Source organism: Reyranella sp. GW821-FHT14A01 (assembly GCF_058803965.1).
On the sequence record NZ_JBXAPM010000011.1, the window covers coordinates 33305 to 47039 of the forward strand.

A 13735-nucleotide genomic window follows, 5' to 3' on the forward strand; every position below is an offset into this window, starting at 1 on the left:
ATTCCCAGCTTCCGGATCTTGAGCATCGAACTCAGCGACGACGCATCAGCACGACGAGGGCCGCAACGAGTCCCGCGACGAGGTAGAGGCACCCGACGATCAGGGGAGCGTAGACCGGGCCAACCGATTCGAGGATGGCGCGATACCCCGACAGGGTCAGGAAGGCCAGGCTGACGGCCAGCAGTATGATGACGAAGAGACAGGCGGCGAAGGCGCCCGCAGCGCGCTGGACGGACGTGACGAGGACGCCGCCGCCGAGGGCCAGGAGGGACCTGGCAAGTGCCGGGAGCAACGATCCCGCTTCGGATGCGCCGCTCATTTGCGCCGCACCAGAAGAGCCAGCATGAAGCCTGCGGCGGCGGCGAGACCCACGGATGCAAGTGGCTTTCGCCGAACGATGTCGGCAAGCGCCTCCTGCCCGGCCGCCCCGACGTTTGCCGCTCCTTTGGCCCTCTCGGCCCATTCGTCAGCCAGCATTGCCGCGCGGGCCAGCACTTCCCGGGCGGCCTCCGCGGCTGCCGCGGCCGCCTCGGTTCCCTCGTTCTTTGCAGCTCGCCCGATCGCCTCGGAAGCCCGGTCGAGATGTTCGCGCAGGGCCGCGGCCTCGGTGCCGAGGTAGCCAAACCTGTCCTTGGTATCGCAAGTGGTCATGGTGGACCCCCCTTCCGGGGAAAGATCGCCGACCAGGCCACGTCCGACATTGACCTGCGTCAAGGAGGTCGTCCGGTTTGCGCTGAATCAAGGCGCGGCCTGACAGAAAAGGCGAATCGATGGTGTGCGCACCTTCATCTTTCGCTGCCCGACCACGGGCTACAATGTTCAAGGCCACTATGAGGAGAACGGCAGTCCGCTGCCCGCCTTTGTCGGCCAGCATTGTCTCGCCTGCAGCGGGCTGCACATCGTCGATCCGCTAACCGGGAAAGGGGTGAGCGAGCTGAGAACCGTCGCCACGGCCCCCTGCGGCTCGCCGTCATCGAGCGATTGACCTGGATCAAGGCCTCGTCCCGCAGGCCGGTGCACGAATTCACATCTGCCATCGGGAGAAACCATGATCCACAGTCACGCCATCGTCTGGATGGACAGCAAGGAGGCCCACGTCTTCCGCTTCAACGCCGTAGATGTGGAATGCGAGAACATCAAGGCCCACAGCCCGTACCGTAAGGTGCATCACAAGGCGGGCGTGATCGGCGCGGGTCACGCGGCTCTGGACCTGAGCTTCCTCGACCATATCGTCGACGCCTTGCGCGGCACCAAGGAGTGGCTGCTGGTGGGGCCTGCGCAGGCCAAGCTGGAACTCGTCCGGCACCTCGACAAATACCTGCCGTACGTCAAGGCGACTCTCGTCGGTGTCGAGGCGATGGATCATCCGACAGATGGAGAGCTGGTCGACCACGCTCGCAGGTCCTTCAAGGCCATCGATCGCATGCGACCGAACGCACCGGTCGGCACCTTTCCGCACTGATCGCCAGCGGACAAAAAAGGAGAGTGTCATGACGGATTTTCCGCTTCATCTGCTGTTGCTCGCCTGTGGATCCTTCCTGTTGCTGGCCGTCTCCACGGCCTCGGCGACCGCGCAATTCCTGCGGTCGAAACAGGAGGAAACCGCCCTCGTGGTGGCGAAGCGGCCCCCGCTTCGTTGAGCGGCCGATCCGGCTTTCCGGCGTGAACCGCGACGGCATCAGGAGCGCCAATTGAGCCGGCGAACCAGCTTCGGCCGCGTTAGACTCTTTGGGCGATGACGTTAGACTCCATACAATGAATATGGAATTCAGATTTCCAACGCCGAACCGCTCCAAAGCACTGATCTGCTTGGATTTTAGCAAGATGGTACCCCCGGTCGGGCTCGAACCAACACTCCGTGAGGAACCTGATTTTGAGTTAACTTAGGGTTACCTTAACCCTTTGATTTCCTACACATTTCCGGCCCACTTGTGTGACTGTGTAAGAAACTGTGTAAATTCTACCCGAATTCGACCTGTTTACCAGTGATTTTCGACCACCTCATGGGCCCTCAGGTTTATTTGCGACAGCTGTTTGTAGAGGCCTCCCACTCCGGATCACCGGCGAGGGCTTTTTGGAGGATCAGGCGAAGAAGCGCCGTATCGGTGGACTCCACCTCGTCCCAAGAAATGCTGTCAAATTTCTCCTCGGTCATGTCTGGGTCTATCGCCGCCTCTACTTCGCGGAACCACCACCGCACGATTTTGATGTAGAGACCAAGCGCCATGGCGGCGTCAGCTACTCTGAGCGGCTGTTTGGTATCGTCTGCCATGATCGCAAAGAGCTCATGGCCGATTTCATTCCGCCGTGCGTAGAGACGTTCTACTTCTTCAAGTTCTTCCTGCGTAATGGCGCTCGCTTCGTAGAACCAGTGAAGCGCCGCCCGGAAGTCCTTGTTTGCGTGTTGGCCGGGCTTGCCCCGTCCCTTCTCCTTGATCAGAGCCTTGAACTTTTCGCCTCGGACGAAAGTCAAGTCGCCATCCCTGACCTCAAATCGTTGTGCATAGAAGCTATCGACTTGCGCAATGGCATATCCCTTGAAGCGCTCGAATATCGTGAGCAACAGTCCCGCGAGTAGAAGCTGACGCCGGATATCGATGCCATCACCTTCGAAGATCGCCCGCAAACGCGGGAAGCCGCGCTGATCTTCGCTTTCATCTTGTGGTGACATGTCTTGCCTGCTCTCCGTCCCTACATCGTATCACTTGACGGCGGGGCGGTATATTTTGGGGTGATGGGCACGATCTTCTTAAGCCGTCCCCTCAGATCGCCTTCTACGTAAGCGGATACAATGTCCGCGGCGAACGTCTCCGGTGTGTAGCCGGGACACAAGGCCCCACCGATGCCGAGGAAGCTTCGATAGCCCGTGTCGCTCAAAAAGGGCTTCTTGGGCTCGACTGCATGCGCTGAGAAGCCAATCCACGCCATATGCGTGGCACCAATCCCGAACAGGCCGTCCGTCTCGATGCGCACCCGCATCCTTTTGTAGAGGACTTCGAACGACCCAGCCTGTCCCCAAGGAAGCGGTGCGCCTTCTTCTGCGCGTGTGAGCCTTGCAAGAACACAGCCGGGCGCATTCTCATCGGCAAGTATGCCCGGCTCATAGTTGTTGAGCTTGTAGGCAAGGTTTCCGGCTTCCTTACGGAGCCTGCCGACTGTCTCGGCATCGCCTGCCAGCATGGCGGCGTGGTGGCGTTCCAGCAGACGCCTCAGGAAGGGTATGGCTTCCTCCATCGTACCGGGCAGATGGGCATAGGCCGCACGCTCGGCGCGCATACGGTTGTTGCTATCTGCCTGTGCCAGCAGAGCATCAAATCCAAGCTGACCTGATTCAGCCTTTGCTGATGTGGCGATGCGGCGGGCCATCACGCGGCCTCCGCTTGGTTCTGATGTTGAAGAGCATTCAGGAAGTCGGCGGCACGCTGTGCATATGCCGATGCCGTGAAGATCGCCCGCTTATCGTTCTTTAGAACCTTGATCCATGAACCGATGTAGTCGGCATGATCACCCCGCGGCTCTTCGGAGAGACACAGATCCGAAGACAAGAAAGCGGCGCCTAGCTCGGCAACCAGTTCCTCCATGGCGTAGCCTTCATCGCCCCAACGCTTGCGCCCGAATTCGCGGTTGAGACGAGATTCATGTTTAGTCCAGTGTGTGACCTCGTGCGCAAGGGTCGCGTAGTACCTCTCAGGATTGGCGAATGCCTCGAACGGTGGCATCTGCACGACGTCTTGCGATGCGTTGTAGCAGGCACGGTTTCCGCCGTGTCGGATGACTGCTGATGTTGCGGCAAAGAACGCATCCGCTGAAGCAATGCGCTGGACCGGATCAAGTGTCGGCGTGGCCGTTGCGTAGTAATGTGCGGGCAGGCCTTCTACCTGCTCCACATTGAAGACGGTATAGCCCTTAAGAAACGGAACATCGCGCTCGGTATCGTTGCCTGTAACGCTGTCGATTTCGGTGCGGGTGGTCTTGGAAGCGAATACGACAAGCGTGCCCTTCTCGCCCTTGCGCACGAATGCGCTTTGTTCGGCGGCCTGCTTGTACGTGATCCAGATGGGTGCGGCGTAGCGCTTGGCTTCCGCCTCCATCCACAGCGAGAGAATATTGATGCCTCGATAGGGCACACCATTGGCGCGTAATGGACGGGTGATACGCCCGGCGGCATGCTCGGCATTCCAAGGCTTATGCCAAGGACGAACGCCCTTCTCGAATTGGGCAAGAATGGTATCGGTTATGCGAGTGTAGACATCGGCCTTCATTGGATTTTCCGTGGGGTACAGGTTGCGCATGCAACCGACTAGCCACGCGGCAATGAGCGGGGTTTTAGCGTCCAGGCCGGAAGGCGGGGGTTTGGGGCGGGCCGGAGCGGAACGCGACTACACGGCCCCCGCTTTCCGCCCGACAGGGCTTGGCCTTGACGCGAAAGGGGCGGCACGCCCCTCCTCAAGAAATCAGACTCAGCCGCTAGGCTGTCATTGCTTCATCTGCGCGAGGGATCGTTACCCGCAGGGCGAAGACGCCCCTCCCTCGGCTTCAGCCGAGGGGCGGCTTCGGGAGGCCGCTCGCCCAGGCGGCCGAGTAGAGCCCGGCCAGCACAGCTGGACGCGTCCAGTCCAGACAATCCACCAAGATATGCGCTAAAATGCCATCATGGCTGGAACCAATCAGCACTTTATCCCGCAGATTTTGCTTCGCCGTTTCGGACACAAAAAGAACGGCAAGGCGACACGTGTAGCCGTCTATGAGCAAAGCAAGTGCTTCGTAACTTCAACATCGGGCGCTGCGGCAGAGCGCTACTTTTATTCGCCGCTTGCCAAGAACGGCGAACGCACGCTCGATGACGAGATCACGGATTACGAACAACGATTGACCGCGCTTTTTGCGGAGATTGATTCCGCAACAAACGGATCGGCGATCGATCCAGAGGCGCCTTCTGAATTGATCGCGCATCTTTGTATTCGCAATGCGCAGGTGCGCGAGTCCTTTGGTCATATCACCGGGCAAATGGTGAACGGCGCTCTGGATCTATTTTCGGACCCTGCGAAGCGATGGGAGCTGATGGGATTGAACCAAAGCAAACCGTCGGCCTTCCTGCTCGAGCAACTCAACAAGGGTTACGACGAAACAGGAATCGCGCGCATGGGGATGTCTCGGGAGCGCTACATTGAGATCGCATTCGCATTCGCGAAGTTGCAGTTTGATCCGGCCTCGCCTGTAGCGATCCCACAACTTGATACTCTTGCTACTGCCGCGCGCGAGATGATGCCGGACCTGGCGAGAGACAGCCATGGGCGAACTCTTGCGAAAGGGTTGGTTCCGGATGCCCGCCGAGCCGCATTACGCGCGCTAACCTGGCGCATCCACGATACTGATTTCGATCTGGTTCTGCCAGATTGTATTGCAATTGATTGGCCAAGCTCCGGCGTCTGTCGTGCTTTTGTCTATTCCCCGAACACAGAGCTGTCGCAAGTCCTCATGCCTGTATCCAGCCGTCGGTATTTGGTGGGTGCCAGCGATGAGCGCACCCACGAGGTGACAGGGATCAACCGGGCAATGGTCCAGTGCAGTTGGCGCTTCTTCGTCGCTCGCGATCGCGCTGAGTCTTTCTCTACCCTGGTCTCCGAGATCGGCACTGTGACACGTCGTTGGGCTGACAAGGAAATCCAAGGAGCCTTAGCGACGGCTAAGATTGTTGAGTAATGCTATGCCCAATATTCATTTGCGATTGTGTTGAGATAGTACCCTAGCAGAGAACGGCAATGGCAAAGCATTCTCAGACCACCGAATTTGGCGCTCCTCGAGTCCCCACCTGTCGCTCAGCTTACTCCGAGGCCGATAATGCCGCCCTCGCGAGAACGGCCTCAGGACCGTCACCTGCTTCGCTAACTTTGGCTAGGCGCCATTCTCGCGCTCTGTGGGAGCGCTTCAGTTTTCCTGCGGCTGTTGCCGGCAGTTCATTCGCCGCGGCAGAGGCAAGTTATGTCAAGCTTGATGCGCTAGCTGAATTCCCATTGTGGGAATAAGCTGAAGGGAATGGGCACCAAGCGAACCATAACAACCACTGACAACATCGCGCAAACCGGTGTGAATGCGGTTGAAAGCATTTTCCTTCAGATGCAGTGGATTTGCCGACGGCAATTCGAAAGTGATTTCGGCGTCGACGCCCAAGTGGAAATCGCTACGGATAGCGGTCCGACGGGTCAGCTTGTTGGGTTACAAATTAAATCTGGCGCTTCCTACTTTCGCAAGAAGAAGGATGACGCCTACATTTTCCTGGGAGAGCAACGGCATCTACAATATTGGGACCGTCACAGCCTTCCAATACTGCTCGTTCTTCATAATCCAGATGATGGCATGACACTTTGGGAGCGCGTCGAGCGTCATCTTGTGACCGAACAAGAAAACGGCAAATGGTCTATCAAGATATCGAAATGGCAAACCCTGACTAAAAATTCCGAGGAAGCAATCTTGCGGCGCTTACCGCGTTCGGACCCAGAGAGTTTCCGTCGTCACCGCATGGCTCTGGATGCGGATGTCATTCGCAAGGTCCATGCTTCAGGCGGCGCCTATGTCAGCATTGATGAATGGCAGAATAAATCGTTGAACTTCCGTGAAACACGGATTTCAATCGACGAGTACGATGCCGATCCAATCCACGAGTCTGATTACATGGTAGCTGGGAGCAATCCATCTGAAGTCTTTGACCGCCTTTTTCCCTGGCTAGCTTTTGAGTACGCAGATGTGCCCGACGATGACAGCAGTGGTGAAATTCTGACCCATGTTTTCGAGGTCAAGCTTAACGAGTTAGGTCTCGCATTTCTGAAACTCGAGACATACTTCGTTAATGGGCCAGCGCCTAGCGACCCTGTCGAATGGGGTGAGCCGACGGGCGTCGTCTGGGACGAGGAAAAAATGGAACAGTACGCTTACCGCAAAGCCCTCGAGGAAGACTGGGCGAATGAAGCGGCAATGCCCACCGACGATTCCTCAGAGGATCGCTAGTATCACGCAGGGCGCAGGGCTCTTTACGCATCAGGCGACCCGTGACACCGCTTGTATTTTTTCCCCGAGCCACAAGGACACAGCTGATTGCGCCCTAACTTCGGGCCGCTTCTCTTCGCCTGCGCGCTTGGAAACTCCGCCACGCGTTGCCGATGCTGCTTAAGTTTGTCAGTAGCGAAGAATCGGAGTTCCCGATTTGCTTCTGCGTAGCGATTGCGATCATCGTCGGTCCAATGCTCGCACTCCATCAGTATGAAATCTTCTGAATTTACTGGATGGTGCTTCGGCGCATCGATCGCGATGCCGATGACCTTCTTTAGATGCGGAAACTTCAACGCGGCGGCACCGCATGCGATCTCGAGCATTCCGGTTCGGAACGGTCGATACTGGGTGTCGTAGTCGCCTTTGTCCCGCTTATACAACTGCAAGAACACGTATGCTTGGTCCGGGAAGAAGGATGGCAAATAGGAGACGTAGCGCATGTCCCCTGTCACAGCGTCGGGAAAATTGGCTATCGACTGGGCCATTCTCCCAGAGAGGGCCCGCCTGGAGAATCTGGGTTCCCTTGCCATTTCATGTACGGGACTTTTGCCACGAAAGACTTCCGAATTGCCGAGCAATATGCCACGCAGTGCGTTGCGTCCTGTCAGCTGAAGGAGGTTGTCCCATCCGTAAGAAATTTGGTTTTCCGCTTTGCGCCGCTTGTAAGCCGCGCCGCCTATGAAATCGCGCCACTCACCTTCCCCGATCATCACACCGTTAACGCCGGGCTCCCGTGTTCCGATCAAATATGATTGTGTAACCGGATGGAAATTCTGAAAATAATGTGCCAGCAGATCTTCTTCGCCGCAGTAGCTGAGATGGTCATAGCGACTGATTGCGCTCTCTTTGGCTTCTAGATATCGCTGAAAATCATAAACTGTATCGAGCTCGCCGAGAATAAGTTCCAAGTTATGACTGTCCAGAACATGGACCGGATCAGTCCGATCCAGAGAGACGATGAACGGGAGTGACTGTCGTGTAGGTTGCTGCTCGTAGCTGATCCCGAGACTGCCATAAACGTTGTGGCCGGAGTACGCTTCGCATGCCTCTTTGGCCCCGTGTGCCACGATGATCTTGTATATTTTTAGATCGCCTTCGGGAATCTCGATTGGCAACCGTGCCTTCTTGCCGGCATCTAGAAATAAATCACGCCGGTTACTCAGTATGTAGCGTTTTGCGCCGGATGCGGTTTGGACTTGCTTTGTGATGGCCTCGCGTTTCCAGCGCTCCCAGGTAAGCTCGAAGTCGGCCTGACTGTTTTGGAATTTCAAACTTTCCCTGTCGAAAAACAGGAATACGCTGTTTTCAAACACGCCAATCAAGTCGCACAGCTCTTTACCATCCGCCTTAAATGGATTTGGATAGGCCCAAATATTGAGGAAAGTGCGCTCACAGAGCTGAGCCAGAAACTGCTCTGTCCGGGTTTGCCCTACTGACTTGTTTATCTCCATGCGCTCACCTATCGGGAGAGACACGAGGCATTGGGACGAATGCCCTGCTCGAATTGGGCAAGAATGGTATCGGTTATGCGAGTGTAGACATCGGCCTCCATTGGATTTTCCGTGGGATAAGGTTGCGCATGCGGCAATGAGCGGGGTTTTAGCGTCCAGGCCGGAAGGCGGGAGTTCAGGCGGGCCGGAGCGGACTTCACGGCCGCCCGCCTTCCGGCCGACAGGGCTTGGCCTTGACGCGAAAGGGGCGGCACGCCCCTCTTCAAGAAATCAATGCCAGCCGTCAGGCTGTCTTTAAGTCATCTGCGCGAGGGATCGTTACCCACAAGGCGAAGACGGCCCTCCGTCGGCTTCAACCGAGAGGCGGCTTCGGAAGGCCGCTCCCCCAGGCGGCCGAGTAGAGCTTGGCCCAGCTGGACGCACCAAGGAGACAATGATACCCCTTGGTAGCGCTAGTGACGTAATCTGCACCTTAGCGATTGCATAGACTTGCGGGACTTCAGGGAGCTACGCATGTCGACTTGGGGTGAGTTTCAATCGATCATTCAGCTTTCAGTTGCGCTCAACGCGGCATACAGCGCTCTGGCGACTTACATAGGGCGCTCCTGGATCGACGAACGCGATCACCTGAGCACTCTCATCCGAGGAATTCCGCCGGATAAATCGGCGTTAAGACACAAAGGCCTGACCTACGCACAGCGTCTTCAATCCCTGCGAGGTCTATGCGCATTAATCAACCGCCGCTACGACAGCGTCGTGATGTATTTGTTGAGGCCGTCTAGTTTGATCCTCGGGCTGATTGGCTTCGTGACTCTGGTGTACAGCTCTTATGCTTATTCAGATCCGATCCACCTGGGCTGGCAGTTATTCGTCTGCGCTCTGATGTTCCCCTTCCTTGGGGCAATCATTTTTAGTTTTTTCCTTTCCGCACATGGTCTCTGGGTTGTAGTTCTGCCGAGAAAGAAGCTTGAGCAAGAACTCGGCATTGCGGATGATCAATGAAAATCAAGTTTCGGGGCTTGGGGAGGCCGAATGCCTGTAATTTGCTTTATTGAGTTGGAGTTTGATGACTGTCCGCAGTGTGAGAGCGATTTCGACATGCTCTACGAGGTGTTAGACGCCACAAACACTCAGATTGACGAAACACTCCATGGGTACGGTTTTCCCAGTCAGCGGGCCCCGCGGCGGAGCATTGTTGTCAATCTCCCTTGCGGTGGGGTCGTACACGTCAGATGGGTTGCTGATATAGGAACAATTACTCAGTTTAATTGTTAGACAGGGGATACTCTGACAGGTAAGATTTCTCATGTCTGCATTGCGAAAGTCGCGGTCCGGGTCAGGAAAGCGGCACAGTACGGGGAAGAGTGGCTACGCCCGGATAATCGAGGGCCTCGGTCTTACCTTCCGTATTCAAAGATTCGTCAATGTTGACGCCAACGTCATCAAGCGTGGGGCCAAGAAACCAGCTGTAAAACAGGCGTTCATGCAAGAACTTGATAGTTTGAATCCCGGTAAAGCTAAGCCTGTTCTACATCCGGGCCGTATCTTCGCAAGATTGCTTCTCCGTGACGCTGATGTATCAGACATCGCCCGCGTAGCTGGTGTTGATGCCTCGGAACTCTCTGAGTTTGCGGCGGGTCAGAGGAACATGACGAAGGCTCTTCGTGACAAGCTGAGGCCTGTGTACGGAGAAGCGGCCAATAACCTGTTCCGAATCCAGGAAAACTACGACTTCTTCCAACAGCACGGTCATCGCCCCCCTCCTCGTCTGCGCGGCCTGTCCTAAGCCTGCTTCAGTCCTGAGCTTGCGTTCGCAGGCTCAGACACCGTTTGTCGAGAATTCAGAGCGCCGGCAGCAAAACACGAGCGCACCGACCCGGCCGCCTCTTGTTCAACTGCCGGGATCGCTGGACCTGCTGTCCAGACCTGACCTGCCTGCATAGTTCCCGGCCTGCAATCACCTATAGGCATGCTTACGAAGGATGAGCGCCCCTCCAATGTGAGAGGTTGACGACAATTCTCAGCAACGAAATTTGCGAGGTCATCTGCGGACGATAGAGTCATTGTGCCGTCGTACTAGACGAGCTCAAGCCGCAGCTTGCGTCCCACAATAGTCGCCGCGCGCTGAAGTGTAGCGATCGTGACATTCCCGTCTTTCGGATCGAGAAGCCGCCCAACCTGACTGCGGCTTGTCTTCATCCTCTGAGCCATATTGTTGCGGGAAATCTTGTTGGTCTTCATCGCTTCCGCGATTTGCCATGCCAGCACTTCCTTGATGGCGACCGCTTCAAATTCCTCGCGTTTACCCTCCGCACCAAGGAATTCATCCAGCGTTGTCAGCTTCGCAGTGGAGCGTGGTTGTTTCTTTTTCATGCGCACTCCTTAAACCTCAAATTCTCGTTTGCGCTTTCTTGCTAACGCAAGATCCGCATCGGGCGCTTTTTGGGTTTTCTTAATGAAGCCATGAAGCGCCACAATCTTGTTTCCGATCACGCTAAACAACACGCGCGCAATCCGGTTACTCGGGAGATCAGAACGCACCTCCCACAGTCCGTCCCCTAGCGAGCGGCATAGCGGCATTCCCACCGGCCACCGATATTGGACTCGCATTAGATCCTGGCCGATGGCGTGGCGATCTCCCTCGCTCAAGCCTTGTAGCCAATCCCGCACCACCTCTCTGCCGGCCGGTGTTCGATAGAAGAGGACCGGAATCTTTTGCGGTCCCTTAGCCATCTGATCGGCCTATATATAATACATGTACCATATAATGTCCATCTAGCGCAAATTTCGATCGCTCACGCTAGCTGATTCAATGCGCATCCCGCTTCTGGATGCAGGTGTATGCGGGCCTAGCCGTTTCAACACGTCACAAGTAACTTTCTAACGTCTTCTTCGACGGCCAAAATCCCATTTCGGGTGCGCGGCACGAAACGCGGCCATGCGCCGTTCGATATCCGCAACAGGATCTAGTTGTTTGTCCGCACCAGGATCAACTGTGGCACCCTGTCTGAATCTACTGTCATTGAAAGCCGTTAGGGCATCCAATTCCGCTTTCATTCTTGGATCGTCGTAGGTTTGGGGTTCGGCTCTGCCGTTAGCCTCAAGGAAGGCGGTACGTGCTTGGCAACGCCCGTTCCATGGGCCACATGCTTGCGGATGTCCCTTGCACGATTTCTTAAGTGTGATGCCCCATTTGCATGAACTCAATAATGCCTGCCTGATCAATCAAGCTAAGCACGCTCACTTCGAAGATTGCAAATTTCGCGTCAGCGCTTACGCCGTCGACCGAAATCTCGCTTCGGATGTGCGGCGCGAAACGCGGCCATGCGCTTCTCCATATCCGCAACCGGATCAATAGCTTGATCAGATTTCGCGGCCTTGGCGAAGGCCTGCTTCATATCCGGCCCCTCGCCGATCAGCGTCTCGATCTCAGGAACACTTATTGACGAGCCAGCGCCAAGCTCCGGTCTCGGTTGAGGTACCAGCGCATCTTGAACCTGGGGTGTGACACTAGGCGACGGACGCACTGGCTCGGCGGCGGCCGCCGTCGCTCTTGCGGTATTCTCCCTCTCAATCTTTTGCGTATAGGTGAGGACATCGCGCTCAAGCCGTTGCTTTGATCGCAAGATCTGAGCGTCCTGAATGTGCTCACGCCAGACAATTGCCGCCGCGCCGTCAGAGAGCTTCTTCTCCCACTGGCCTAGTGCTTTACGCTCACCACGGTGAACCTTTTCGACCCGCTGTCTGAGCGCCTTGCCAGAGACAGACAGCCAAGCGAGATCGCGGAGGCGTAGCTTGCCGGCCTTCTCGAGGAAGCCACGGTTCGCAAACACAAAGCAGGCACGCTCCAGCAAGCCGCCCTTGTTTGCGGCGGCCATTATCTGGAGTTGCTGGCCCTGCTCCCTGTAGAGGGCGGTCCATTGCGGTTTGAACTTTTCCTTAGCCGCTACCCGGTCGCCGGCGGCCCTAGCCTTGCTCTTGGCCTCTAGGACCGCGCGTTCTCCTTCGTGCCTAAAATGGAGTTCGTCGGAGAGGTGGGTTTTTTTCTGCAACGTGGCTTGTTCTGCGCGCCAACTCTTCATTCCGAGCTGGTCGTTAGCCTCGGCCGCGTTGTAATCCGCCCGACTCAAGGAAACCGTGTCCTTGACCATCACGCCCTTGCTGCGGAGCGCGTTGTTCTTGACGCGCTGTTCACAGCGGATGCCGCCATGATCTCGCTCGTACTGCTCGGCCCAGCGAGAGAAGCGGAGCTGGTCGAAGGCGACATTCCTGGCACGTTGCCCGTCGAGCTCGATCCGATTGACGATGACGTGGATGTGCGGATGCGGCTCGTCCGTGTGCTGGACGATCAGGGTCTGGAGGTCCTCGAGGCGCAGGGCCTTAAGGCTAGACCTGGCGGCCGCCATCATCTCGTCTTGACTGGGAGTCTGATCGGGCGCCCAAGACAGCGAATAAACATAGACGGGCTTGGTCAGCTTCCGACCACGTTTGTTCTTCTCGCGCTCTTGGAAGCGCTCATAGCTAGCCGCCATCTGTCCGATGGCCTCATGAGGCGTGTCGGCCTGCAGATTGAGCGTTGTCGTGAAGCCGACCCGGTACGACGTCTGCCGTCCGCCTTTGTCGTGAAGCGCGTAGTTGCCCACGTCGTTGAACGCACGACTAGCGTCTGTGGAAAGCCGCTGCTGGCCATCCAGTTTGTCGTGCAGGTAGTACTGGCCAGCGCCCTGAAAGGACTGCCCGGACCGCGCGACCCTGGGTATCACCGTTGGCCCCTCATCCAAGGTAAATTCCCGAACTTGGGAATTTACACATCTTGCTACCTCTACTTCAAGTTGAAGCTCGCCAGGTTGTGGGGTCCTTACATGGCTCTTTCCAGCGGCTTTCACGCTTTTTCCACGTTCTCATACTGCGGCATGACAAGGCTCATGCGGTACTGTTCATCGGCATAGACCTGTATGCTCAAAACCGGCGCAGAACTGCCGCTCAGCGTCTTGGGCAATCAGGCTCGAGATTTGATTCGGCCCGGTTGTGATTTTCTAAAGTGGGTCCGCCAACGCGCCGAAGCATCATTCGGGCGGCCAGACTGAGGCTCAAGGCGGCGGAGCGACGGCCTGAACTTGGGGCATGCTCTGAAGTGTCATCCATGCCGGCGCGGTCCTAGGGGCTCGGCCCGGCTGACGTCGGCCTGGCCGGTCCAGAACCTCTCCGTCATGGCCCGCGGTCAACTCAGCGTCGGG

16 protein-coding genes are annotated in these 13735 nt (G+C 56.8%); 6 read left to right on the forward strand and 10 right to left on the reverse strand.

The window, feature by feature from the left end:
- Positions 1–31: 31 nt before the first annotated feature.
- Positions 32–319 (reverse strand): hypothetical protein, encoded by a 288-nt coding sequence (locus AC1ROX_RS19810; protein ID WP_493128271.1) that lies wholly within the window; start codon positions 317–319, stop codon positions 32–34.
- Entirely contained in the window at positions 316–714 is a 399-nt protein-coding gene (locus AC1ROX_RS19815; RefSeq protein WP_493128273.1) for a hypothetical protein, read from the reverse strand. The genes AC1ROX_RS19810 and AC1ROX_RS19815 overlap by 4 nt, the downstream gene beginning before the upstream one ends.
- A 61-nt stretch (positions 715–775) precedes the next feature.
- Between AC1ROX_RS19815 and AC1ROX_RS19820 the strand changes: the two genes are divergently transcribed.
- From AC1ROX_RS19820 to AC1ROX_RS19830, 3 genes are all read left to right on the forward strand, one after another.
- Entirely contained in the window at positions 776–985 is a 210-nt protein-coding gene (locus AC1ROX_RS19820; RefSeq protein ID WP_493128275.1) for a hypothetical protein, read from the forward strand.
- A gap of 63 nt (positions 986–1048) precedes the next feature.
- Positions 1049–1462 carry a translational machinery protein gene (locus AC1ROX_RS19825; RefSeq protein WP_493128277.1) on the forward strand — a complete coding sequence of 138 codons (414 nt, stop codon included), beginning with the start codon at positions 1049–1051 and terminating at the stop codon, positions 1460–1462.
- 28 nt (positions 1463–1490) lie between these two features.
- A complete protein-coding gene (locus AC1ROX_RS19830) occupies positions 1491–1640 on the forward strand; it encodes a hypothetical protein (protein ID WP_493128279.1) in 150 nt (49 codons plus the stop codon).
- 377 nt (positions 1641–2017) lie between these two features.
- Here the strand turns inward: AC1ROX_RS19830 and AC1ROX_RS19835 are convergent, their stop codons facing one another.
- From AC1ROX_RS19835 to AC1ROX_RS19845, 3 genes are read right to left on the reverse strand one after another with little or no spacing between them, the layout of a single operon-like run.
- Positions 2018–2671: a hypothetical protein gene (locus AC1ROX_RS19835; RefSeq protein WP_493128281.1), complete on the reverse strand. Its 654-nt coding sequence runs from the start codon at positions 2669–2671 to the stop codon at positions 2018–2020.
- A 20-nt stretch (positions 2672–2691) separates the two neighbouring features.
- A complete protein-coding gene (locus AC1ROX_RS19840) occupies positions 2692–3366 on the reverse strand; it encodes a hypothetical protein (RefSeq protein WP_493128283.1) in 675 nt (224 codons plus the stop codon).
- Positions 3366–4262, reverse strand: coding sequence for an ArdC family protein (locus AC1ROX_RS19845; protein WP_493128285.1), 897 nt, complete (start codon positions 4260–4262; stop codon positions 3366–3368). The genes AC1ROX_RS19840 and AC1ROX_RS19845 overlap by 1 nt, the downstream gene beginning before the upstream one ends.
- Positions 4263–4653: 391 nt before the next feature.
- Between AC1ROX_RS19845 and AC1ROX_RS19850 the strand changes: the two genes are divergently transcribed.
- Both AC1ROX_RS19850 and AC1ROX_RS19855 read left to right on the forward strand, forming a co-directional pair.
- Positions 4654–5703, forward strand: coding sequence for a DUF4238 domain-containing protein (locus tag AC1ROX_RS19850; protein ID WP_493128287.1), 1050 nt, complete (start codon positions 4654–4656; stop codon positions 5701–5703).
- Positions 5704–6036: 333 nt separating this feature from the next.
- Positions 6037–7005, forward strand: a complete 969-nt coding sequence (locus AC1ROX_RS19855) for a DUF4365 domain-containing protein (RefSeq protein WP_493128289.1) — start codon at positions 6037–6039, stop codon at positions 7003–7005.
- A 23-nt stretch (positions 7006–7028) separates the two neighbouring features.
- Here AC1ROX_RS19855 and AC1ROX_RS19860 read toward each other — a convergent pair whose 3' ends face one another.
- Positions 7029–8498: an SEC-C metal-binding domain-containing protein gene (locus AC1ROX_RS19860; RefSeq protein ID WP_493128291.1), complete on the reverse strand. Its 1470-nt coding sequence runs from the start codon at positions 8496–8498 to the stop codon at positions 7029–7031.
- Between the two features lie 513 nt (positions 8499–9011).
- Here AC1ROX_RS19860 and AC1ROX_RS19865 point away from each other — a divergent pair.
- The gene (locus AC1ROX_RS19865) at positions 9012–9500 is read left to right on the forward strand and encodes a hypothetical protein (RefSeq protein ID WP_493128293.1); all 489 of its coding nucleotides are present in this window, start codon (positions 9012–9014) and stop codon (positions 9498–9500) included.
- A 577-nt stretch (positions 9501–10077) separates the two neighbouring features.
- On the opposite strand, the gene AC1ROX_RS19870 is transcribed toward AC1ROX_RS19865, so the two are convergent.
- The 4 genes from AC1ROX_RS19870 to AC1ROX_RS19885 all read right to left on the reverse strand — a co-directional run bounded on the left by AC1ROX_RS19870 (position 10078) and on the right by AC1ROX_RS19885 (position 13261).
- Positions 10078–10251 (reverse strand): hypothetical protein, encoded by a 174-nt coding sequence (locus tag AC1ROX_RS19870; protein ID WP_493128295.1) that lies wholly within the window; start codon positions 10249–10251, stop codon positions 10078–10080.
- Between the two features lie 323 nt (positions 10252–10574).
- Positions 10575–10871 (reverse strand): Fis family transcriptional regulator, encoded by a 297-nt coding sequence (locus tag AC1ROX_RS19875; RefSeq protein WP_493128297.1) that lies wholly within the window; start codon positions 10869–10871, stop codon positions 10575–10577.
- Positions 10872–10880: 9 nt separating this feature from the next.
- On the reverse strand, positions 10881–11231 hold the full coding sequence (locus AC1ROX_RS19880) for a type II toxin-antitoxin system RelE/ParE family toxin (RefSeq protein ID WP_493128299.1): 351 nt from the start codon (positions 11229–11231) through the stop codon (positions 10881–10883).
- A gap of 533 nt (positions 11232–11764) precedes the next feature.
- Positions 11765–13261: a relaxase/mobilization nuclease domain-containing protein gene (locus AC1ROX_RS19885; protein WP_493128301.1), complete on the reverse strand. Its 1497-nt coding sequence runs from the start codon at positions 13259–13261 to the stop codon at positions 11765–11767.
- Between the last annotated feature and the right edge of the window lie 474 nt (positions 13262–13735).